Source organism: Chryseobacterium sp. OV279 (assembly GCF_900128945.1).
GTDB lineage: Bacteria > Bacteroidota > Bacteroidia > Flavobacteriales > Weeksellaceae > Chryseobacterium.
The window spans coordinates 538868-562946 of sequence record NZ_FQUD01000004.1; the positions used below are offsets into that span (position 1 = coordinate 538868).

The 24079-nt window shown below is 39.8% G+C and carries 15 protein-coding genes; 1 reads left to right on the top strand and 14 read right to left on the bottom strand.

Translation table 11 applies throughout. The features are described from left to right. Window positions 1-57: 57 nt before the first annotated feature. The 14 genes from nadC to BUA72_RS19565 form a co-directional block, all read right to left on the bottom strand. The gene (nadC, locus tag BUA72_RS19495) at window positions 58-918 is read right to left on the bottom strand and encodes a carboxylating nicotinate-nucleotide diphosphorylase (RefSeq protein WP_072924682.1); all 861 of its coding nucleotides are present in this window, start codon (window positions 916-918) and stop codon (window positions 58-60) included. Between the two features lie 12 nt (window positions 919-930). After that, window positions 931-2502 carry an L-aspartate oxidase gene (nadB, locus tag BUA72_RS19500; protein ID WP_072924683.1) on the bottom strand — a complete coding sequence of 524 codons (1572 nt, stop codon included), beginning with the start codon at window positions 2500-2502 and terminating at the stop codon, window positions 931-933. 29 nt (window positions 2503-2531) lie between these two features. Beyond that, window positions 2532-3158, bottom strand: a complete 627-nt coding sequence (locus BUA72_RS19505; protein ID WP_072924685.1) for an NAD(P)H-dependent oxidoreductase — start codon at window positions 3156-3158, stop codon at window positions 2532-2534. A gap of 130 nt (window positions 3159-3288) precedes the next feature. After that, window positions 3289-5547: a T9SS type B sorting domain-containing protein gene (locus tag BUA72_RS19510; RefSeq protein ID WP_072924687.1), complete on the bottom strand. Its 2259-nt coding sequence runs from the start codon at window positions 5545-5547 to the stop codon at window positions 3289-3291. Window positions 5548-5794: 247 nt separating this feature from the next. Continuing rightward, window positions 5795-8047 (bottom strand): T9SS type B sorting domain-containing protein, encoded by a 2253-nt coding sequence (locus BUA72_RS19515; RefSeq protein ID WP_072924688.1) that lies wholly within the window; start codon window positions 8045-8047, stop codon window positions 5795-5797. 158 nt (window positions 8048-8205) lie between these two features. Beyond that, complete coding sequence (gene rnhA, locus BUA72_RS19520; RefSeq protein ID WP_047450745.1) at window positions 8206-8682, bottom strand: ribonuclease HI; 477 nt, start codon at window positions 8680-8682, stop codon at window positions 8206-8208. A gap of 86 nt (window positions 8683-8768) precedes the next feature. Continuing rightward, the gene (gene dnaB, locus BUA72_RS19525) at window positions 8769-10358 is read right to left on the bottom strand and encodes a replicative DNA helicase (RefSeq protein ID WP_047450743.1); all 1590 of its coding nucleotides are present in this window, start codon (window positions 10356-10358) and stop codon (window positions 8769-8771) included. A 359-nt stretch (window positions 10359-10717) separates the two neighbouring features. Then, complete coding sequence (locus BUA72_RS19535) at window positions 10718-12835, bottom strand: T9SS type B sorting domain-containing protein (RefSeq protein ID WP_047450741.1); 2118 nt, start codon at window positions 12833-12835, stop codon at window positions 10718-10720. 106 nt (window positions 12836-12941) lie between these two features. Further along, window positions 12942-15077, bottom strand: coding sequence for a T9SS type B sorting domain-containing protein (locus BUA72_RS19540; RefSeq protein ID WP_047450739.1), 2136 nt, complete (start codon window positions 15075-15077; stop codon window positions 12942-12944). Window positions 15078-15168: 91 nt separating this feature from the next. Then, complete coding sequence (locus BUA72_RS19545; protein ID WP_072924691.1) at window positions 15169-16404, bottom strand: MFS transporter; 1236 nt, start codon at window positions 16402-16404, stop codon at window positions 15169-15171. 93 nt (window positions 16405-16497) lie between these two features. Further along, entirely contained in the window at window positions 16498-16860 is a 363-nt protein-coding gene (locus tag BUA72_RS19550; protein ID WP_034723995.1) for a hypothetical protein, read from the bottom strand. 69 nt (window positions 16861-16929) lie between these two features. Further along, window positions 16930-18429 carry a GH3 auxin-responsive promoter family protein gene (locus tag BUA72_RS19555; RefSeq protein ID WP_072924693.1) on the bottom strand — a complete coding sequence of 500 codons (1500 nt, stop codon included), beginning with the start codon at window positions 18427-18429 and terminating at the stop codon, window positions 16930-16932. 875 nt (window positions 18430-19304) lie between these two features. Continuing rightward, window positions 19305-19577 carry a hypothetical protein gene (locus BUA72_RS19560; RefSeq protein WP_072924694.1) on the bottom strand — a complete coding sequence of 91 codons (273 nt, stop codon included), beginning with the start codon at window positions 19575-19577 and terminating at the stop codon, window positions 19305-19307. A gap of 182 nt (window positions 19578-19759) precedes the next feature. After that, on the bottom strand, window positions 19760-20152 hold the full coding sequence (locus tag BUA72_RS19565) for a hypothetical protein (RefSeq protein WP_072924696.1): 393 nt from the start codon (window positions 20150-20152) through the stop codon (window positions 19760-19762). 256 nt (window positions 20153-20408) lie between these two features. On the opposite strand from BUA72_RS19565, the gene mfd reads away from it, so the two are divergent. Further along, the gene (gene mfd / locus BUA72_RS19570; protein WP_072924697.1) at window positions 20409-23777 is read left to right on the top strand and encodes a transcription-repair coupling factor; all 3369 of its coding nucleotides are present in this window, start codon (window positions 20409-20411) and stop codon (window positions 23775-23777) included. The last annotated feature ends 302 nt before the right edge of the window (window positions 23778-24079 follow it).

A 24079-nucleotide genomic window follows, 5' to 3' on the forward strand; every position in this document is an offset into this window, starting at 1 on the left:
AAAATCATATTATTGAGTTTTTAATAAACAGGGGCTGTTTTTGTTAAAAATACAACGCTATTTCACTGCTTTGAGACTCAAATCTATATTTTCAGCAGAGTGGGTAAGGGCTCCTGCAGAGATATAAGTAACGCCTGTAGAAGCGATTTCTTTTAACATTTCGCGGGTAATTCCACCGGATGCTTCAGACTCACAAGACCCATTGATCATCTCTACAGCCTGTTTCATCATAGCTACGTTCATATTATCAAGCATGATTCTATCCACTTTTGCTTTGATGGCTTCCTTAACTTCTTCCAGATTTCTTGTCTCAACCTCGATTTTTAACTTTTTCTTGGTGCTTTTAACATAATCTTTTGCCATTTTCACAGCATTCGTAATGCTTCCGTTGTAGTCAATATGGTTGTCTTTCAACATAATCATATCATATAAGCCATATCTGTGGTTGGTTCCGCCACCGATAGCTACTGCCCATTTTTCACAAACCCTGAAATTCGGGGTTGTTTTTCTGGTGTCGAGAAGTTTTGTTTTAGTGCCTACTAATCTGGAATCCCAGTCATGGGTAAGGGTAGCGATTCCACTCATTCTCTGCATACAGTTCAGGATAAGTCTTTCCGTGGAAAGGATGGATCTTGCACTTCCGGTTACGATCATTGCGACGTCACCTACTTTGGCTGCTTCTCCATCTTTAATGAAAGTTTCGACCTTTAAATCCTTATCAAAAGTTTTAAAAATAATTTCTGCCAGCTCAACCCCTGCTAAAATACAGTCCTGCTTGACCAGAAGTTTAGCACTCTGCTCCAGATCTTTCGGAATCGTGGAAAGGGTAGAGTGGTCGCCATCCTGGATGTCTTCCTCTAAGGCATTTTTTATAAATGTTTTTAATACTTTATCTGTTGCGTAGCTTGGTCTTTTCATTATGGATGTTTTTTAGACTAGGTCTTTATTATAAAATGCGCCCTTATTTTCCGTCATCTCCATAGATTGGGTAATGATGAGGTGAGCAACGGTTGTCAGGTTTCTCAATTCAGATAACTGCGGTGACAGAATAGAGTAGTGGTAAATTTCATCAACAGCTGCAGCGATTTCCTGATGTTTTTGCAGGGCCATATTCAGACGTCTGTTGCTTCTTACAATGCCTACCAGATCACTCATCATTTCCTGAAGCTGTTTTCTGAGGTAACTCACGATCACCATTTCATCCATGATTTTCATGCCTTCTTCATTCCACTCCGGAACGGCTTTCAGGTCATCGAAATTGAAATTATTTTCTTTAAGTAAATCAACAGTTTTGATTGCGGCGTTGTGTCCGAAAACCAAACCTTCCAGTAAAGAATTGGAAGCAAGTCTGTTCGCGCCATGAAGTCCTGAGTTGGTACATTCACCTACAGCAAAGAGGTTTCTGATAGAAGACTGTCCATCACGGTCTACTTCAATACCACCCATCAAATAATGGCAGGCAGGAACGACTGGGATTAATTGTGTAAAAGGATCAATTCCTTCTTCTCTGCATTTCTTATATATATTCGGGAAGTGTTCCAAGAATCTTTCGTGATCCATATCGCGGCAGTCGAGACCGGCATACTCGTCACCGGAAATTTTCATTTCGTTGTCGATGGCTCTGGCTACAATATCTCTTGAGGCCAGTTCTTCACGCTCATCATATTTGTGCATGAATTTTTCCTCTTTCTTGGTTCTTAATTTAGCACCGTCTCCTCTTACGGCTTCAGAAATAAGGAAAAGCATTCCATTGATCTTGCTGTACAGAGCTGTCGGATGAAACTGGTAGTACTGCATATTCGAAACCTTACCTTTGGCGCGGGCTACGAACGCAATTCCGTCTCCGGTAGCAATGGTAGGATTGGTGGTGTTTTTATAAACGTGTCCTGCCCCTCCGGTGGCTGCCAGTGTTATTTTCGAGGTAATTTTTTTGATGGTCTTTGATTTTTCATCAAGGATGTAGGCACCGTAGCAATTGATTTCACCTTCGTTCACTTCTTTCCCAGGAACGTGGTGCTGGGTAATAATGTCAATAACGTAATGGTGATCAAGGATTTCAATGTTAGGGCTGTTTTTCGCCGTTTCCAGCAAAGCTCTTTCGATCTCGAATCCCGTAATGTCTTTATGGTGAACAATTCTGTTTTCAGTATGGCCGCCCTCTCTTCCCAAAGCGAACTCTCCGTTTTTCATGTCGAAGTTGGCACCCCATTCTACGATTTCATTGAATCTTGCGGGAGCTTCTCTTACGACCATTTCTACAACGTCGCGTTTGTTTTCTCCGTCTCCGGCACGCATAGTATCATCGATGTGTTTCTCGAAATTATCATTCTTGAAATCGGTGACTACGGCCAGTCCGCCCTGTGCATATTTAGTATTGCTTTCGTCTTCGTCTGATTTTGTTACGATGATGATCTTGGCATCAGGGAACTGTTCAGAAACTTTAATGGCATAGGAAAGTCCCGAGATGCCGGAACCGATTACTAATACATCCGCTTTTATCATATGCTTGCTTTAGGTACAATCGTTTAATATTAAATAAATTTAAACAATTTTTCGTTTGGTTTTCTTACTTTTTTCATGTGCTGGAAATGATCTTCCTCAGAACGGTAGCCTAAAGCGAGGGTAACGGTTACTTTTTCTGTCTCCGGATTGATGTTGAGAATCTCTTCTATCATATCCTGGCGGAAGCCTTCCATAGGGCACGAGTCTATATTTTCAATCGCAGCGGCGTACATGAGATTCGCCAGTACGATATAAGACTGTTTCTCTGCCCAGTTGAAAATTTCATCCTGTGTTTTTTGAACAATGTGTTGGTTAATGCTTTTTCTGAACAGATCAAGTTTCTCAATGGGAGTTTCTCTTACCTCGGAAATATGATTGAAGTAGCCATGAATATAGCTTTCGTCAATGGTTTTCTTTGAAATAATGACAATGAGGTGAGAGCAGGTGGAGATCTGCGATGGATTATAGAAAGCTGGAATTAATTTCTGCTTCATTTCCTCACTTTCCACCACCAATACTTTATAAGGCTGAAGCCCAAGCGAACTGGCAGACAGTTTTCCTGACTCAAGAATGTTGTACAGGGTGTCTTGAGGAATGATCTCGTGATTAAATTTTTTCACAGAATATCTTCTGCTTAAAGCTTCCAAATAATTCATAGGACAAATTTAAGAATTGAATATGAATAAAGAGTGTTTAAAATGAAATATCTCCGGTTTGAAAAAACAAAAAAGAATCACGTCAAATTTGACGTGATCCCGGGGTATTTAAAAAATAATCAATTTCAGTTTATTCCCTGTTTTTCACCATAATCCAACCTGAGAATTTGATAGGGGTGTTCTTGCTGTTATTCTCATTCCATGTGATAGAATACCAGTAGTTTCCGGTAGGCACTTTCTTGCTTCCGTTGGTCGTTCCGTCCCAGGTGTATCTGTTGGACTTGTCAGCCTGGAACATTTTGTATCCGTATCTGTCGAAGATTCCGATTTCCAGATTTTTTTTGTTGGCAAGCGCAGAATAATCTATGGCATCATTCACACCGTCTCCGTTTGGAGTAATAACGTTGATAAGATTAGGAACGGTAATATCGATTTCGATAGGTTCACAATCATAGCTGTCCTTTACATAGATCTTGGTTTCTCCTCTTGCAACATTGGTGAAGACATTGGAATCCTGCCAGTTTACATTATCCATTGAATATTTGTAAGGAGGAGTTCCGCCGTTCACAAAAGCAGTGACTGTGCTTCCTGAGATATCAATGCTTGTCACCACCGGCTGCTCTGAAGCATATACTTTTACCGTCTGTAAGATCGTACAGTCTCCGGTTTTTAGTTTTACCCAGTAAGTTCCAACGCCTACATTGGTGATTGCCTGTGTAGTGGCACCCGTACTCCAGATATATCCGTTGAATCCAGGTCCTGCATCCAATGTGGTTTTATCTTCAATACAGATGATCTTGTCTTTTAATACGCTGGACAGAGTCGGTGCAATCACCGTAAGGGTAACTTTTGCAATAGAATAACATCCCTGCGCATTAAATACTTTCACATAGATAACTCCTGATGGTGCTGTATAGGTGGCAAAATTTAATATTTCATTCGTTCCGCCTACGGCATCAGCCATAGATGGATAATACTTTTTAGGGGCTGTTCCTGCAATGACCGGAGCATTGGCTAAGTTGAATGTCCCGAGTGACGGATTGGTCTCAAGGAAACATGTTCTTAAGGAAGCATCCGTAACAACGACAACCGGGTTAAGATTCAGAGTAACTTTTGCATTGCTGACACACCCCTGAGGAGTTGTTACTTTGGCGAATAATACTGCTGCACCCGATGCATAAGCCGTAGGATTAGGAATCTGGTTGATGCCTGCATTCAGGTCGAACATCGTATTGTAAAACTGCATTGTACAGCCTGGAACCGTTGTCAGAGCGGCTGTTGTAAGGTCAAATGTGGCTGTTCCCGCATTGTTGTTGTTACAGCCTGTGAGTGTGGCATCTGTAGCGGCAAATGGTGTAGGATTAAGCTGTATGACACCATCTCCATTATCACAGAGCGTAGAACTCGGGTCTTTGATGACGACCTTAATTGTGGTGTTCCCTGTGTATGGGAAGTTGGTAGGGTTCGTTATAGGTGTTGAACTTCCTAAAACATAGTAAGTGAATACATAATTTGCCGGATTGTTCACAAACTGTGCATTGAAAGAGGTAAGATCCACAGATCCTGCTCCTGTTGCCGGATTCGTACACACAAACGGAGTGACAGTAGCGTTCAGGATAGGAACTTTATCTACGAAAACTTTTACATTTTTGATCGAATGTCTCGCACTCGCACCTCCCGTAGCGGCTGAGAAACCGAAATATCCCTGAGACATTCCTATGGCTCCTCCGGAAGGGGCAAATGACTGGTCAACAATAAGGACACCGTCAAGTTTAATTTTAATGATCCAGTTCGTAGGATTCGTAAGGTCTGTTTCTCCGTTTACTTCTACGTGTTTATAGGTAGGCCCTACGAAAGGCTGGGTCGTGATAAGATCCGGAGAGTGAAATGTGCTTCCGGGAGTTGTGTTGTATTCAATATTATTTCCGGCGGTATCATTGGTTCCATACAGTAAATGTATTTTACTCATCTGTCCTTCTGTGGAATTGTTGAAAATATCAAATCCTACCATCAGTCCTGATGCGTTCGCTGGAATTCCAAGTCCGCCCCCGGATACAAATCCTGTTGGAGGATTCACCAGATACCAGAATGTAAATCCGTCACCGCGCCCGAACTGTGTGGTTCCGTTTCCATCGATCCTGAAGTCGAATTCTACCTTCCATTTGTCACAATAGCTTAATGTGATGGGAGTAGCCAGCTTTACAGCGCCAAACAAACTGGTATTGTCTGTGGTAAGACGGATGAAATCGTTTTCAACAACTGCGTTGGAAACAAGGTCCCAACCCGTAGTATTGACAGGGTTTCCAGCCAGTTGATAGGTCTGTGAAGACAGCTGCCCTGAAAAGCCTAAAAAAATAAATAAATAGTAAATGAGTAGTTTTCTTTTCATGAAGCGATTGGTTTAAGGTTATTGATATAAATATATTTATTTTGTTTGTGACTGTATAATGAATAATTGTCAATTGTTTGGTTAAAATTGTCAATTTAAAGTTAATTTTTGGCGAATAATAAAAACATTAAAATGATATTGCGCTTTTCTTGTATTAGATAAAAAAATACATGATTAATTCATTTTAGATTTATATTATTAAAAAAATCACTCCAGGGAAAGAGTGATTTTTTTTTATAATAGAAGTTTATTCTCTGTTTTTTACCAATACCCAGCCTGAGTATTTGGTAGCGGTATTATTCTTGTCATTTTCATTCCAGGAGATAGAATACCAGTAAGTTCCTGTAAGGACCTTCTTGCCGGAAGCAGTTCCATCCCATTTGAAGTTTCTGATTTTGTCAGCTTCGTAAAGTTTATTACCATATCTGTCATATACGATGAATAAAAGATTTTTCTTATAAGCCAGAGCAGAATAATCAATAAAATCATTTACATTATCGCCGTTTGGAGTTATCGCATTGATCAGGTTTGGAACGGTGATCTGTACTTCAACAGGTGTACAGTTGTAAAAGTCTTTCACGAAAACTTTAGCTTCCCCTCTGTGAAGTCCTGTAAACGTATTCGAATCCTGCCAGTCTATACCATTCAGCGAATATTTATAAGGCGGGGTGCCTCCTGAAACATTGACCGTTACTGTGGTATTGTTGATGTCGATGCTTGTTACCACAGGATTGGCAGAAGCAACCACTTTTACCATTTGGGTCGTAATACAATTTCCTGTTTTTAATTTTACCCAATAAAGACCTACTCCAACATTTTGAATTGAAGGTGTTGTCGCACCGGTGATCCATTCATAGCCGTCAAAACCGGGACCTGCATCCAGATTGGTTCTTCCGTCTACACAGATTATTTTGTCTTTTAATACAGAAGAGGTTACAGGTGGTAATACGTTAAGATTTACTTTTGCCAGAGCAAAACAGTTATTAGAGTCTGTTACTTTTACATAGATCGCAGTGCTCACCGACATGTACTGAAGCGGATTGACAATCTCATTGGTTCCTGCTAAAGCATCTGCTACAGAGGTATAATATTTTTTGGTGAAACCGCTTGTCAGGGTTGTTACATTAGCGGAAGTCAGGTCAAAGACAGCACTCGTAATATTGTTCTGTATAAAACATGAGCGCAGCGTGACTTCTCTTACAGGAGTTTCCGGTAAAAATGCAAGTGTAATTTTTGCATTGCCCGTACATCCAAGTGGTGTGGTTACTTTTACATAAACACTTCCCGGCGCAGAAGTATAGGTGGCCGGATTGGTAATCTCATTGGTTCCGGCATTCAGGTCAGCCAGTGTTCTGTAGTATTTTTTGACTACAGTAAGTCCGCCGGCGACATCCGCAGCGTTGAGGTTGAATAATCCGTTTCCTGCCTTATTGTTATTACATGCCAGTAAAGTTTTATCCGTGAGAAGAAGAGGAGCAAGAACAAGCTGTATTTTTCCGTCAGGGTTATCACATAATATTCCTGCGTTATCCTTTACCACTACGGTTACCGTAGTATTTGCATTGAACTGGAAGTTTGTAGGAGTTGTAATGGGCGTCCCACCTTGAAAATAAGTAAATGTATAGTTGGAAGGATTGCTTACAAACTGAGAATTAAAAGTCGTTAAATTCACAGATCCGAATCCGGTCGCAGGATTTGGACAGAAAGACTGTGTTGCTGTAGCCTGTAAAATTGGAACTTTGTCTGTATAGATTTTTACATTTTTAATAGAATGTCTGGATCTCGCCCCTCCGGTAGAAGCTGAAAACCCGAAATATCCAATCGTCATAGCAGCTGCAGTACCTGAAGGTGCGAATGACTGATTACAGATCAGTGTTCCGTCCATAGTAATTTTTACAATCCAGTTAACCGGATTGGCAGGATCTACCTGAGCCGTTACTTCAACATGTTTATAGGTGGCTCCCTGGAAAGGAATCGTTGTATTCAGATCCGGTGAGTGAAAAGAACTTCCGGGAGTATTGAAAAACTCTACGTTGTTGGTATCAGAGGTATTGGCTACCTGTCCGTAAGCCACATGCACCTTACTCATAGTAGCGGTAGTTGTGTTGTTGTACGTATCAAATCCTACAATAAATCCTACGGCATTTTGGGAAACTCCAAGACCTGAACCTAATACGCTTGCAACAGGAGGATTGGCCAGATACCAGAAAGCAATACCGTCTCCGTTGGACGTTTGGTTGGAATCCATTCTAAAATCGAATTCTACTCTCCACTTGTCACAGTATTTTAAGTTGATCTGATCATTCAGACGTATGGATCCGGATTGATTATTCGTATCCGGAGTAAGCTGAATAAAATCACCGTTTACCTGTGCGGGATTCACCATTGTCCATCCTGTGGTAGCCACCGGATTTCCTGTTAACTGATAGGTTTGAGAAAACATTCCGCCTGACAAAAAGATCAGAAAGAATGAAATATAAGACAGTAAAATTTTATTCATTGAATTGGGATTACTTTTAATTAGATGCTGTAAATATATTAAATCCCAATTAATTTATGTATGTTTAATGTTAATTTTACTGAATATGATGATAAATTTTCAATAATGATAAGGAAAACTAAAGAATGTCGTATGTAATGAGTAGTAATTTAGATTCATTAAAAAAGAGAGTTGCTCTCCAAACCTTCAAAATAAGAGTCGATTTCCAGATCGGATGAGTTGGCAGCAGCTACAGCAAGCTTATCACAAAGTTCATTTTCAAAATGTCCTGCATGACCTTTTACCCAGTGCATTTTTGGAGTATGCTTATTGTACATCTCGATGAATCTTTTCCACAGGTCGGGGTTTTTCACATTTTTCCATCCTCTTTTGATCCATCCCGCGATCCAGTTCTGATTCACCGCATCCGCTACATATTTGCTGTCTGTATAAATGTGAATGTCGTTCTCCGAAGACTTTAGTTTTTCCATAGCGGAGATCACAGCCAGAAGTTCCATCCTGTTGTTGGTGGTTTTTCTGAATCCTTTGGAGAATGTTTTCTGATAGTTTTTTTCAGGAACGCGCATAAGGATTCCGTAACCTCCTTTTCCGGGATTTCCGCTGCAGGCACCGTCCGTGTATATTTCTATTCTCAAAAGTTCTGGTATATATAAAATCAGTATTCTGCAACAAATAGCTTACAGGATACCGAGCTGTTATTTAATTTAAAATGATAGGGTTTCTAGAACGGGAAATCATCATCGTCATCGAAATCATTCATGGAAGACCCGGAAAGTTTTGAACTGTCCGGAAGATCAAATGCTGCACCTGGCTGAATGGTAGTCTTAATCTTATCAAAACCACTTGGTTCATTAGATCCAAAATTGGAAGGATAACCTCCCATACCGCCATCTAACGCAGCTTCAATATCACCAAATCTTGCAAAATGTTTTAAGAAGGATAATCTCACATCGGCTGTAGCACCATTCCTGTGTTTAGCAATGATCAGCTCGGCCTGGTTTTCCGTTGGGGTTTCCGCGCCTTCTTCGTCATTATCCCAAACTGCAATTTTATAGTACTCCGGTCTGAAGATAAAAGATACGATATCCGCATCCTGCTCAATCGCTCCGGATTCCCTCAGGTCGGAAAGCTGAGGTCGTTTTCCCGGACGGGCCTCCACACTTCTCGACAGCTGGGAAAGAGCAATTACCGGTACGTTAAGTTCTTTAGCAATCGCTTTCAGTGAACGTGAAATCATGGAAATTTCCTGTTCACGGTTCCCGACTCCTTTTCCTCCGCCTCCTGCGGTCATCAGCTGAAGGTAGTCGACCATGATCAGTCTTACGCCATGCTGCATTACCAGTCTTCGGCATTTTGCACGGAAGTCGAATATAGAAAGGGAAGGGGTTTCGTCAATAAAAAGCGGTGCGTTTTCCAGTTCGGATACGTTGGAGAATAGTCTCTGCCATTCTTCATCGTCCAAAGTTCCTTTTCTCAGTTTTTCAGAAGAAATTTTCGTTTCGGAAGCAATCATCCTGGTGATCAGCTGTACGGATGCCATCTCGAGAGAGAACAGCACCATTGGAATTTTGTGACCTACAGCAATGTTTCTGGCCATAGACAGAAGGAATGCTGTTTTACCCATCGCGGGACGGGCTGCTATAATGATGAGGTCGGAATTCTGCCAACCTCCGGTTTCTTTATCTATATCTCTGAATCCTGAAGGAACACCGGAAAGTCCTTCTTTATCTTTCAAAGATTTAATGGTGTCAATGGCCTGCTTTACCAATGAGTTAGCCGTGTCAAATCCTTTTTTGATCGTACCGTTCGTGATCTCAAAGAATGACTGTTCTGCTTTGTCCAGAAGTTCAAATACATCCGTAGATTCTTTATAGGAAGAATCAATCACATTGGCAGATACATTGATCAGACTTCTTAAGATATATTTTTCAAGGATGACACGTACGTGGTATTCAATATGGGCAGATGAACTTACGCCCATGGTAAGATCAATAATATAATGGTCTCCGCCGGCCTGGCTTAATTTATCTTCTTTCTTTAGCTCCTGAATGATCGTCATAAGATCCACAGGATGGTTGCCTTCATAAAGTTTTAAAATCGTAGCAAAAATGACCTGATGTCTGGGATCGTAAAATACTTCTGAAGTAAGAAGGTCAATAGAGTGGTCAAGACCTTTCTTGTCAATAAGAAAAGTTCCTATCACCAGTCTTTCAAAATCTACAGCATTGGGTGGCATTTTTCCATCCGCAATAGACAGTTCTCTTGCAAAGTTTCCGTGTGTAAGGGATGATAATGTTTCTTTCTGCGCCATGATGCAAAGATAGTTTATTTAAAAAAAATAATTAAAAAATAGTAACTAACAAGTTATCAGCATTCCTCTGTAAGATGCAATGGACAGAAAGTATGAGAATGTTAGTAAAAAGCGGGGATCAAAAATAGAAAAATTTCAACAAGTATTACTCAATCGGATGAAAATGATAAGTGTTTTTTTAGATGTCAGATTTCAGACGTGAGACATCAGACAACAGAAGGGCTAAATGTGCATCCCGTACTCCGGAAACTCTCCGATTCTTAAACGCAAAAACCAGTACTTCGTATCCCGGAAACTTCCAAATAAAAAAAAGACTGCCATTTACGACAGTCTTTTCTTGTGATGTAAGAATTGATTTATTATTCTTTATTTTTTAACAGGATCCATCCTGAATATTTCGTTTCGGTACTGTTCTTATCGTTTTCGTTCCATGAGATCGTATACCAGTAAGTTCCTGTAGGAATTTTCTTACCTGAAGCGGTTCCGTCCCATTTGTAATCTCTCATTTTGTTAGCCTCATAAAGTTTGTTTCCATATCGGTCATACACGATGAAAACAAGGTTTTTCTTATAAGACAGAGCAGAATAATCGATCTCGTCATTGATCTTATCTCCGTTTGGAGTAATGGCGTTGATCAGATTCGGTACGGTCACTGTAATCTGGATAGGGTTACAGTTGAAAGAATCCTTTAAGAAGATCTTGTTATCTCCTCTAGGAAGTCCACTGAATGTGTTCGCTGCCTGCCAGGTGACACCATCTAATGAATACATATAAGGAGGAGTTCCGCCTGAAGCATTCACGGTGATCGTGTTGTTGCTGATGTCTACAGAAGAAATGACCGGCTGCGAAGAAGCAAAAACGGTTACCGTCTGTAATGTAAAACATTTTCCTGTTTTCAGTTTTACCCAGTATACCCCGATTCCTACATTGCTGATGGTTTGAGTAGTCGCACCGGTGCTCCATTCATATCCGTCGAATCCAGGTCCTGCATCTAATGTTGTCTTAGCTTCAGCACAGATCGTTTTGTCTTTCAGAACTGCAGATTTTACAGGAGGAAGAACTCTTAATGTGATTTTGGCAATATCATAACACTGATTAGCGTTGGTCACTCTTACATAAACTTCAGTACTTGTTGTAATGTAAGCATCCGGATTCGCAATAGGATTCGTTTCGGCTTTCGCATCGTTTAGTGTTTTATAGAATTTACTTGTTTGTCCTGCTATTGAACCTACGTTAACTTTTGTAAGGTCAAACTTAGCCTGCAGGATGTCGTTTTCTATATAACATTCTTCAACCAGTGCATCTCTTAACGTGACTACCGGATGGAATGATAATGTAATATTTCCTACAGCAGTACATCCAAAAGCAGAAGTTACTTTTGCATAGACAGTTTTCTGAGGAGAAATATAATCGGTAGGACTTGTAATCTCATTGGTGTCAGCATTTAGATCAGCCAGTGTTGGGTAGTATTTTTTTGTACCACCAGTGAATACATCTGCTGTGGTAAGGTCAAACTTTCCGGTTCCCTCACCGTCATTATTACATGCGAAAATAGTAGCATTTTTCGCCGTGATGCTGGCATTTACAAATTTGAATTTCCCGCTGATGAAGCATTTATTGACCACATTGTTAGGGTCGTCAGGGTCCAGATATCGGATTCTGTAGTAATAATCAGTTGTTGCATTTACCGTTGTGATCGTTAGAGGATTATTTCCTGTTATCACATCATTGGTGTCGTTATGGTAAGTAACTTTAAAGTTAGGGCTATTTCCATTGATGATGCCTGCAGTAAGGGTGTTAAAATTAAACTGTGAAGGAAGTCCGCATACCATCACCGTTGTAGGATCGGTTGGAGTAGCTCCTGGAATTCCAGGTGGAATAAATGGATTAGGGGCCAGAGTTGGGTTGTTAAATGCAGAGCTTAAGGTAGCAGTACCACCCCAGATCAACTTAAATCCATCATCAGAATTTCTGTGATTGTCTATAATAAGATAATACGTTTGTCCAGCCAGTACATTCATGTAAGGGCTCCATTCTGCCTGGTTACCTCCGGTTCCGTTTGCATTGGGAGTTGCAGGCGGCGGCACGGTCAGGCTGAGTCCGGTATTTCCACTGGCAACAGTACCAACATAGTTACATCTAAGGGGCGTTACAAAAGCGTTACCTGATTGTAGCGAGGTGCATCCGTTAGAAGTTGGGCCATATACAGCAAAATCGTAGTCATCTGTATTAACGTTGGCATCTATCACAAAGGTTAATGTTCCGGGTGTTGCTATCGTAAAAGTATACCATACTGAGCGATTTTCATTGATGGCCAGACATCCGTTTGCTGAAAGATTCTCAGCAATAGTTCCATGGTCTGATGGTGTGTAGGAAATATCCGAGTTTCCACAGAGTGGAATAGCTGTAACGCAGTCGGACTGTGCATAAAACACCTGCGCTACAAATAGAATTAAAAGAAGTAATGTTTTTTTCATGTTTAAAATGATTTTCGTGAAACAAGATTTGAGAAAAATAAAGTTATCAGCATTTATGTTGAAAAAAAACCGCCCCGTAGAGCGGTTTTCTGTTTTTCTATAATGATTATTCTCTGTTTTTTACCATTACCCATCCTGAAAACTTGAATGGTGTATTCTTTTTATCATTTTCATTCCATGTTACAGAGTACCAGTAGGTTCCTGTAGGAATCTTTTTGCCGGCTACTGTTCCGTCCCACTTATATCCGTTAGACTTATCAGCCTGATGGATTTTTGTACCATATCGGTCAAAGATACTCAACACAAGACTTTGTTTTCCAGATAACGCTGAATAATCTATCACATCGTTTACACCATCTCCGTTTGGAGTGATTACGTTGATAAGATTCGGAACCAGAACTGTAATGTCTATAGGTTCACAATCATAGGCATCTTTCACATATACTTTGTGGTCACCTCTTGAAATATTGGTGAATACATTAGAATCCTGCCAGTTGATATTATCCATAGAATACTTGTAATCCGGATTTCCTCCGATAACATTCACTGTGATTGTAGTGTTTGAAATATCAATGCTTGATACCACAGGTTGCTCAGAAGCATACACTTTCACTTTCTGTAGTGTGATACAGTTTCCGGTTTTTAATTTAACCCAATAAGTTCCTACAGCTGCATTGTTAATAGCCTGTGTAGTAGCTCCTGTGCTCCATTCGTAACCGTTGAATCCAGGTCCTGCATCCAGTGTCGTTTTATCCTCGATACAGATGATTTTATCTTTTAAAACGCTTGAATAAACTGGACCCATTACAGTCAGTGTTATTTTCGCAATATTATAACATCCCTGTGCATTGAATACTTTCGCATACACTACTCCCGTTGGGGCTGTATAAGTAAGGAAGTTTAAGATTTCGTTCGTTCCGCTTACCGCATCTGCTACAGATGGGTAATATTTTTTCGTTGCTGTTCCTGCTGTTACCGGTGCATTGTTAAGATTGAATACACCCAATGAATGATTGGTTTCAATGAAACACTCTCTTAAAGAAGCATCAGTTACCGCTACCAACGGATGGAATTTCAGTGTGATTTCAGCAGTTGCCGTACATCCGAATTCATTAGTAGCTTTTACAAATATTTTTCCTTCAGCAGATACGAACTGGTATATAGATGGGCTCGTGATCTCATTTGTTCCTGCATTCAGGTCGAACATCGTAGGATAATACTTTAGCGTATGGCTAGGTAAGGCTCCAATCGTTGCAGTCGTAAGATCATACATGGCGGTGCCTGAGTTATTATTACTACAGCTTGTAAGCGTGGCGTTGTTTAAAGTAAAACTTCCATCCTTGAATTTGAATTTACCTGTAATAAAACAACCGTTCATAGGATTTGTCGGATTCGTCGGATCCTGATATACAATTCTGTAAAGGTAAGTTGTTGTAAAGTTTACGACCTCTGAAGTCACAGGGTTTCCTCCTGTAATAACATCATTGGTGTTTTTATGGTAGCTTACTTTGAAGTTGGCACTGTTACCGTTGATAATTCCTGCGCTAAGGGCAGTAAAGTTGAAAGGAGTAGCCAGTGAACATACGGCTATTTCATTCGGGTTTGCAGGGTTTGCTGCAGGCTGTCCTGGTGTTACAAACGGGAACGGAGCTAATGCAGGATCATTGAATGCAGAGCTTAAGCTTGCAGTCCCGGTCCATGTCAGTGAGAATCCATCCGGTGAACTTCTGTAGTTATCCACCACAAGATAATAGGTCTGGCCAGCCTGTACTACCATGTGAGGGCTCCATTCTGCCTGGTTTCCTGCGCTTCCGTTTGTATTGGGTGGTGGCGGAGGAGGTATGGTAAGCAGTAATCCTGTATTTCCCTGAGATGCCCCTGTACCGTTGAAATTACATCTTACAGGCGTTACGAAAACGTTGGCGTTGTTCAAAGAAGTACAGCCGTTTGTGGTAGGGCCATATACGGCAAAGTCATAATCATCGGTATCAATCACCGGATTAATAACAAATGCCAATGTTCCCGAAGTGGCTGCCGTAAAAGAATACCACACCGAAAAGTGTTCATTTTCAGTGTCACTCAAACATGAGTTGGCACCAATACCTTCGAGGATAAGTCCAGGTCCGGAAGGGGTGTATGAGATGTCTGAGTTTCCGCAGACAGATATTGCACTAATACAATCTGACTGGGCATATAAGATGCGTGAACAGATGATTAGAAAAACGAGTAATGCTTTTTTCATAAAGGGGGATTTAAAAAAAACAAATATAAAAAATTATTAAAGTTAAATTAAAGTTTTTGTGATATATTTAATAGAATGAACATATTATTGCCTAATAATTCATTTTCCTCAGCTTGGGATTGGTACTTGCTACTAAGAGAGCTACGAGTACCGTCATGCTTCCCCCAAAGACTACAGACCGCACTACGCCTAGTAACTTTGCCATCAGTCCGCTTTCAAACTGCCCCATTTCATTACTGGACATGATGAATATAGAATTTACACTCAGTACACGCCCTCTGATGTGATCCGGAGTCTTCAACTGTACGATAGTTCCTCTGATCACAACCGAAATTCCATCCAGCATTCCACTCATGACTAGGAATATAAATGATAGCCAGTAAAGCTTGGATAATCCGAAACCAATGATACAGAGCCCGAATCCGGCCACAACAACCAGAAGAATCTTTCCTTGATTTTTTCTTAACGGAACCACGGCCAGAAGCGTGATAATACACATAGAACCAATATCAGAAGCCGCATTCAGAAGCCCGAAACCTTCCGCACCTGCATCCAGAATATCAGTGGCAAATACCGGAATCATGGCAACAGCTCCTCCGAAAAGAACCGCAAACATATCCAGACATAGAGCACCCAGAATTTCTTTGGTCTTAAAAATATAGGAAATACCCTCACGCATACTTTCAACCATATTCACTTCCTCTTTCTTATACTCCGAATGTTGCTGTTTCAGTTGCCAGAAAAATAATGAAGCCACAAATATTAACGAAATAATAACGATCAGCGTCCATTTTACTCCGAAGAACCCAATGAGAAGGCCACCCGCGGCATGTCCGCATACTGAAGAAATAAGAAAAGTAGCCTGATTCAGTGTAACCGCATTGGGAAGATTTTCTTTCTTTACGATTTTTGGAATCATTGAAGGAACGATAGGTCCTATGAATGCCCGGGCAATTCCTGTGAAAAAAATGACACCATATATAAAATACGTGATCTCATGTCCGTTGAAATGCATTTCTACATTGAAAAATGCAGGAATCAGAAGTAGACCGATCAGAAAAATATAAGCATAATTACAGATTAAGAGCAGTCTCTTTTTTTCGTTCATGTCGATCACATGGCCCGCATACAGGGCACAGCTTACCGCCGGAATGACTTCCGAGAGACCGATAAGGCCTATTGAAAACGGATCTTTTGTTAATTGATACACCCACCATCCTAATAAAGTAGCAAGCATTCTGAAGGCTAAAACAATAAAAAATCTTCCGGTAAGAAGATTCCTGAATTCAACATTTTGCAATGTTTTTAACGGCGTAAAGGAAATCATGCACAAAAATAGCCCTAAATATTTATTTAAGGCTGTTTATATGCTGTTTTTTTAAATGATAAATCAAATAGGTCCCGAAAGATAAAATCTATTTTAGTCCGCTCTCAGTGAACTGATCACGATCGCTGCAACACCTGCTGCTCCGATTACGGTAGCACCTGCTGTAACTCTTGCTTTGCTTCTGTCTTTTACGGCAGCAACATTGGATTTAGGAATAATGACCTCCGTGCTGTCTTTTTTACCGGCGGTTCCGATAAGATTTTCAGCATCCGTATTTCGGAAAAGCATCTTCTGTTTTTTGGAACCATCTTTCATGGTAACTACGTAAACCTTTCCGGCTTGAAGATTAGAATAATTGTTTTTTGAAATGTCATCGCTGTACTTTGTCGTCGCGCAGGATGAAATCACAAATAAAGATGTTAGTAAAGATGATTTTAAAAGTACAGATGCTCTCATTATTATTTTTTATTTTTCCAAATTTATAATTTTTTTCGAATATATGTTTTTTGAATTGAAAAAATATCTTTAAAGTTTGTAAATTTCTAATAGATCTGCAATTTTTCTGTCATTGGCAAGTCTTGGTGTTTTATTCTGTCCACCCAGTTTACCCTGAGATTTTGCATACTCATGGAAAGCATTCTTTTTCAGCAGACTGATATGAAGCGGCTGAAGAATATTTCCCGTAATGAGATCATCATAGTAGGTATTTCTCTTGCGCAGCTCAGTGTCAAGCTCATTTCTGAAGGATTCTACATTTTCAGGTTCCTTTTCAAATTCGATCAGCCATTCATGATACGGAAGTCCCTCAGCCGGGTTCACCTGCGGGGCAAGATGAAACTCTGCAATCTGGGCAGGATGTTTTTCCAGAGTAGCTTTCATCGCTTCTTCTACTTCAAAAGCAATCACGTGTTCTCCAAAAGCAGAAGTGAAATGCTTCGTTCTTCCACTTACCAGAATTCTGTAAGGATTTTTATCAATAAACCGTACGACATCACCTATTGAATAAGCCCATAAACCTGAATTGGTCGTAAGAATCAAAGCGTAATCTTTATTAAGTTCCACCTCTTTTATCGTTAATCTTCTGGCTCCCGGTTTCCCATATTCTTCTAACGGAATAAATTCATAGAAAATCCCATGATTGGTTAAAAGAAGCAGTCCTTCTTTGGTGTAGTCATCCTGAAAAGCAAAAAATCCTTCAGATGCAGGAAAGGTCTGGATAATATCAACTTTTCCGCCCAACAAATCCTCCATTTTATCACGGTAAGGTTCGTAATTGACACCGCCGGTTACAAGGAGCTGGAGATTCGGGAAAAGCTGTTTGATCTTTTTACCGTGTTTTTCTGTTAGTTTTTCAAAATACATGATCAGCCATGGCGGAATTCCGGAGATCAACGTCATATTTTCATGTTCCGTTTCTTCAATGATCTTGTCCACTTTGGCTTCCCAGTCTTCCATAATATTCGTCTTCCAGCTTGGAAGTCGGTTTTTCTGAAGATAAGCAGGAATATGATGGGCGACAATGCCTGAAAGTCTTCCGGTTTTGATACCGAAAACTTCTTCCATTTCCGGACTTCCCTGAAGAAAAATCATTTTTCCGTTCACAAAATCGGCATTGTCTTTCTGTGCGATATAATGAAACAACGCACTTTGAGCACCCGCAATCTGAAACGGCATTCCTTCTTTTGAAATAGGAATGTATTTTGAGCCTGAAGTGGTTCCCGAAGTTTTTGCAAAATATTCCGGAGTATCTGTCCAGAGGATATTGGCCTGTCCTTTTTTTACCCTTTCGATATAAGGTTTCAGATCTTCATAGTCGGCAACAGGAACTTTTTCCTGAAATTCCCGGATGGAATGAATGTTCTCAAAATCATGCTCCCTTCCGAAAAGAGTTTTCTGAGCCGTCTTTACAAGAGACAGCAAAAGAGCTTCCTGATTTTTCTCTGAGTTTTTTTTGAATTCCCCGGTTTTCTGAACGTGTTTTTTTGCCCAGACCAATGCCGCGTTTTTCTTGAAGAAATTTAACATGCCTCAAATTTATAAATAAGTAAGGTCAGTCTCAAAACTTTGGGAATAAAATAAAAAATAAATACAAGCGAATCTATAAGGGTTCGCTATCTTAAATATTTCTTCAGTTTTTTTAGCAACAGAAGAGTGTTTATAATGATGAGCTCTCGCAGATGATACGGATAAAGCAGATGAGTAAAAGTAAAAATCTGCATCATCTGGTTAATCTGCGTGAAATTTTAAAATCATGTGATCTGGGATCAATTTCAAAATCTGGGGAGCGCTGACAAGATTTTTTTGACGCAAAGGAATTGATTATTCTATTGATAAAGGGGAGCAAAGGCGGAATCAATTTCATTGATTCTATGAAGCGGATGTTGTATACAGACCGCTTCATCAGTGACGCAGTCATAGTCTTTGCCTTCCTCAAAACTAAACGTTAACAAAGATAAAGCTTTGCGTTAAAAAAAGAATTTAAAAATATTTTATAAGTAATCCTACATACTTTCGCATCTCAAACCCGCTTCCCGAAACCTCTCAATCTTAATTTTCTTATCTCGAACTCACGTTAATCTAAACATTAAGGATTTAAGCAATATACTATTGTTATGAATGAAGAAATCAGTAAACTGAATTTTTTAAGATCTTTAAGCATCCCATCTTTTAAGACCTTAATGTCTTAATGTTTTAAAAAAAATTGCTTCCCAAGTTTTGAAATTAATCCGTGATCTGTATCCATTCCCTTCATCGGAATGAATGAAATTGGTTCCACCTGTGCTTTTCCTTTGTAGAATATGGAATCATTTTGATCCGGATAAACCATAAAAAAAACCGGCGAATGAGTTTCACCGGTTCTTCGAAATTTGATTATGAAAATAACAACTATATGTTAAAGTTTACTTGTTGGCTTTGTACCTCTTGTCTGGAGTACCGTCTTTCTTAAGGTTTTTGTTTTCTTTATACCTTTTGTCCGGTGTTCCGTCTTTTTTCATTTTTACTGCAGGTTGAGCTGATTTAGCCGTTGCTGCCGGCTGAGCCGTTTTAGCGGCCGGAGCTTTTACTGTTTTTGCCGTGTGATGAGGAGCTGCGGTAGTTGCCGGAGCGGTTTGCTGTGCAGTTGCAAATCCTAGTCCTAATGCTAGTGACATTGCTGTTAATAATTTTTTCATGAGGGTGTATTGTTTATTTTTTCTTGAGTAAAGATATACAAAAAACGGGCTGAAAAACTGAGATTTAGAACCTTAACTAAAGTTTATTACTGCTTAAAAAAAACTTAAAGCAAACGTTTTGAAAATAAAATAAGCCTGCTTTCATAATGAAAACAGGCTCAATTGTAAATATGAATGTTGATTTATCGTGTACAGTTTGCGGTCCACGTTTTGCCATCCTTGATGTATAAGATTTTCAATTCATTATTGTCAATTCTTATATAAGATGTAGCACTGGCACCGATCATCACAAGGGTATGATCCCCTGACTGCTGAAATTCCACTCCGTTAAGATCCGGAATGCCGTTTGAGAAAGCAAAATTATATTTCGTTCCACTGGCGATTTTTGTTACAAAAACACTTCCGTTATCTGTACTGTTGTTGGTAGATCCGTCATTGTAAGAGATGCTTCCTTTGTAAGTTCCTGCGAAGAAATCATTGTTTACAGGATCATCGTCATTACTGCATGAAGCGAAAGATAATGTGGCCACTAATACCAGCATAAGTACCCCTAAGATTCTGATTGCTTTTTTCATAATACTATTTCTTTAAAAGTTTGATGAGAGTAAAAGGCCAAACACTGTGCCATGCAATAAAATGAGAATTTTTTTAACTTTTTATTAGATAAGTTTGTAAAAAATTAAGATTTGGGTATGTATTTAGTTGTTTTGTGTAGGTTTTGGTAAAATAAGACTTATCCTGTGAAGAAAAAATTATCCTTACCTTTGTTGAGCATCAACGGTTTCGGAACACTCCCGAAATCGCTTTTGTCGTTTTATACCATTACTATTTATGCAGCTAAAACCTATTCACGAAAAATTTCTTCCCGATCTTCTTCAGAAAGAATTTGGAAAGGAAATCTTTACTCAGTTAGAAAGCAGCCAGCATATTTCCGTGAAGGGAAGTGCAGGCTCGTCGGTTTCCATTTTTGTTGCCGAACTTTTTTTAACGCAGAAAAAAACTATTCTCTATCTGGTAGATGACAAGGAAGATGCCCTGTACGCCAATACGGAAATGGAAGATCTGCTTGGGAAAGAAAAGGTTTTGTATTTTCCGGCTACTCATCTTGAGCCTTATCAGGTAGAGAAAACGCAGAATGCCAATCTTGTGTTGAGAACGGAGGTTTTAAATAAAATCAATTCCGGGAAGTCACCCAAAGTGATTGTGGCATATGCGGGAGCATTATCTGAAAAGGTATTAAAGAAAGAAGACTTTAAAGCGATTTCGCATCATATAAAAGTAGGTGACCAGCTGGATTTTGATTTTGTAGATGAGTTGCTGAATCATTATAACTTCCAGCAGGCAGATTTCGTTTCAGAACCGGGAGAATTTTCCGTGAGAGGAGGAATCGTTGATGTATTCTCTTACTCTTATGAAAAGCCGTACCGTCTTACATTCTTTGGAAATGAAGTGGAAAACATCAAGACTTTTGATATTGAAACCCAGTTGTCCGTAGATAAAGTAAAAGACTTTCAGTTGGTTTCCAATATGAATTTTTCGGTAACCGGAACCAGAGTTTCTCTGCTTCAGCTTTTGCCTAAAGAAAGTTTTGTAGTGTCCAGAAATGGAGCTGTCGGGATGCAGAAGATCAGATCATTTTACGAAAGATCACTGGAGAAATACGAAACATTAAATAAAGATATTGCCCACAGAAGGCCTCAGGAGCTTTTTATTTCAGATCAGGAATTCCTGTTTGATTTTAAAAAGTTTAAAACCGTTGATTTCGCGGGCACTTCCATGGAAGGGCTTAAAGAACTCACTGAGATCAAAGTGGAGCAGCTTCCACAGCCTTCTTTCCATAAAAACTTTGAATTGCTGATTGAGGACTTGGAAGAAAAGCAGAACGAAGGTTTTGATACCTGGATCTCTTTTTCTACAGAAAAGCAGAAAGAAAGACTGGAATCTATATTCGAAGAGCTGGAGAATGAACTTCCTTTTAAAAGTTTCAGATCTGAGCTGCATGAAGGTTTTGTAGACCATGTGCACAAGATTTTGGTGTACACCGATCATCAGATTTTTGACCGTTACCAGAGATATAAAGCCAAGAATACCTTTGCAAAATCTGAACAGCTTACCTTGAAAGATCTTATGTCTCTGAAAATCGGAGATTATATTGCTCACATTGATCATGGAATCGGAAAATTCATGGGACTGGTTAAAGTGAATAATGACGGGAAAATTCAGGAATGTTTTAAGTTAACCTATAAAAATGGAGACTTGTTATATGTAAGCATCCATTCCCTTCATAAGATTTCAAAATACAACGGTCCGGACGGAAAAGAAATTGTACTGAGTAAACTCGGTTCTCCGGCCTGGAAATCATTAAAACAGAAAACAAAAACGAAAGTAAAACAGATTGCTTTTGACCTTATAAGACTATACGCCGAAAGAAAAACGGCAAAAGGATTTTCATATACACCCGATTCTTATCTGCAGAATGAGCTGGAAGCGAGCTTTATTTATGAAGATACTCCGGATCAGGAAAAAGCAACCATTGATGTAAAAAGAGATATGGAAGCGGATACGGTGATGGACAGACTTGTTTGCGGTGACGTAGGTTTCGGTAAAACGGAGGTGGCGATTCGTGCTGCATTCAAAGCGGCAACAGACGGAAAGCAGGTTGCTGTATTGGTTCCAACAACGATTCTGGCATTCCAGCATTTCAGAAGTTTCAAAGAAAGACTGAAAGATTTTCCAGTGAATGTTTCTTATGTCAACAGATTCAGAACGGCCAAACAGAAAGCGGAAGCGCTGGACGGCCTTAAAAACGGAAAAGTAGATATTATTATAGGAACCCATCAGTTGGTCAGCAGTTCGGTTAAGTTCAAAGATCTTGGCCTGTTAATCATTGATGAAGAACATAAATTCGGTGTATCCGTGAAAGATAAACTGAAAACACTGAAAAATAATGTAGACACACTTACCTTAACGGCGACTCCGATTCCGAGAACGCTTCAGTTTTCATTAATGGCAGCGAGAGACCTTTCGGTGATCAAAACGCCACCGCCCAACAGACAGCCTGTGGATACCCAGCTGATTGGGTTTAGTGAGGAAATTTTGAGAGATGCTGTTTCTTATGAACTTCAGAGAGATGGGCAGGTTTATTTTATCAATAACAGGGTGGAAAACCTTAAAGATATTGCCGGACTTATCCAAAGATTGGTTCCTGATGCGAGAGTTATTACAGGACACGGCCAGATGGAAGGCAGGCAGCTGGAAAAGAACGTCCTTGATTTCATGGAAGGGAAATATGACGTTCTGGTCGCTACTACCATTGTTGAAAGTGGAGTAGACGTTCCGAATGCCAATACCATCTTCATCAATGATGCCCAAAGATTCGGGATGGCAGATCTTCACCAGATGAGAGGAAGGGTAGGACGAAGCAACAGGAAAGCATTTTGCTACCTGATCACGCCTCCATATGATATGATTACTTCTGATGCACGAAAGCGTCTTGAAGCTATCGAACAGTTCTCTGATTTGGGAAGCGGTTTCCAGATTGCGATGAAGGATCTTGAAATCCGTGGTGCGGGAGATCTTCTGGGTGCGGAACAGAGTGGATTTATCAATGAGATGGGCTTTGAAACCTATCAGAAACTGATGCAGGAAGCTCTGGAGGAATTAAAAGATGATGCAGATTTTGAAAACCTTTTCGATAATGAAGAGGACAGACAGAAGCTGTTTAAATCTGTCAAAGACGTCAATATTGATACTGACCTTGAACTGATGCTCCCTGATTTCTATATCTCGAATACGGAAGAACGACTTTTACTGTATCAGAAAATTGCTGAAATTGATAATGAAAAGGATCTTTATCAGTTCGAACTTGAACTGATAGACCGTTTTGGAGCACTGCCGAAAGAAGCTGTCAATTTATTGAAAAGTGTTGCGCTGAAGTGGCTGGCTGCTGATATAGGGTTTGAAAAGATCGTTATGAAGAATGGGGTGTTTTTAGGATATTTTCCGGCTAATCCTCAGGATAAATTTTATCAGACAGACAGATTCAGACATATCATCAGTTATTTAACACAAAATCCTGCAGAAGCTCAATTGAAAGAAAAGATCGGGAAAGAGGGAAATCTGCTGATGATGAGAAAAGAAAAGGTGAAAAATGTAGATGAGGTGAATATACTTCTGAAGACCATCATCGGGCATCAATAAGCTGATACGTTTTTTTTGGGTATGGAACGGGTTTGAGAGTGGGAGAGTTTTAAGGTTTGAAAGTTTTGTCTTCGGTTACCTAATACCTTAAGTCTCAAGTCTACCCAAATTCACCATTAACCTACGAAGCAAAATTGACCATTCACTTTTCGTAATCTTGGCGTTATGGACTCAGGATAATTAGAACAAATGTACCACACTTTTGTGCCCATAAATTAAAAAGAGATGTGAATTTAAGTTTTCAGGTCTCTTTTTTTTGTTAAAAAAGTTTGACTTAAAAGCAAAAAAAATGTGGTACCACG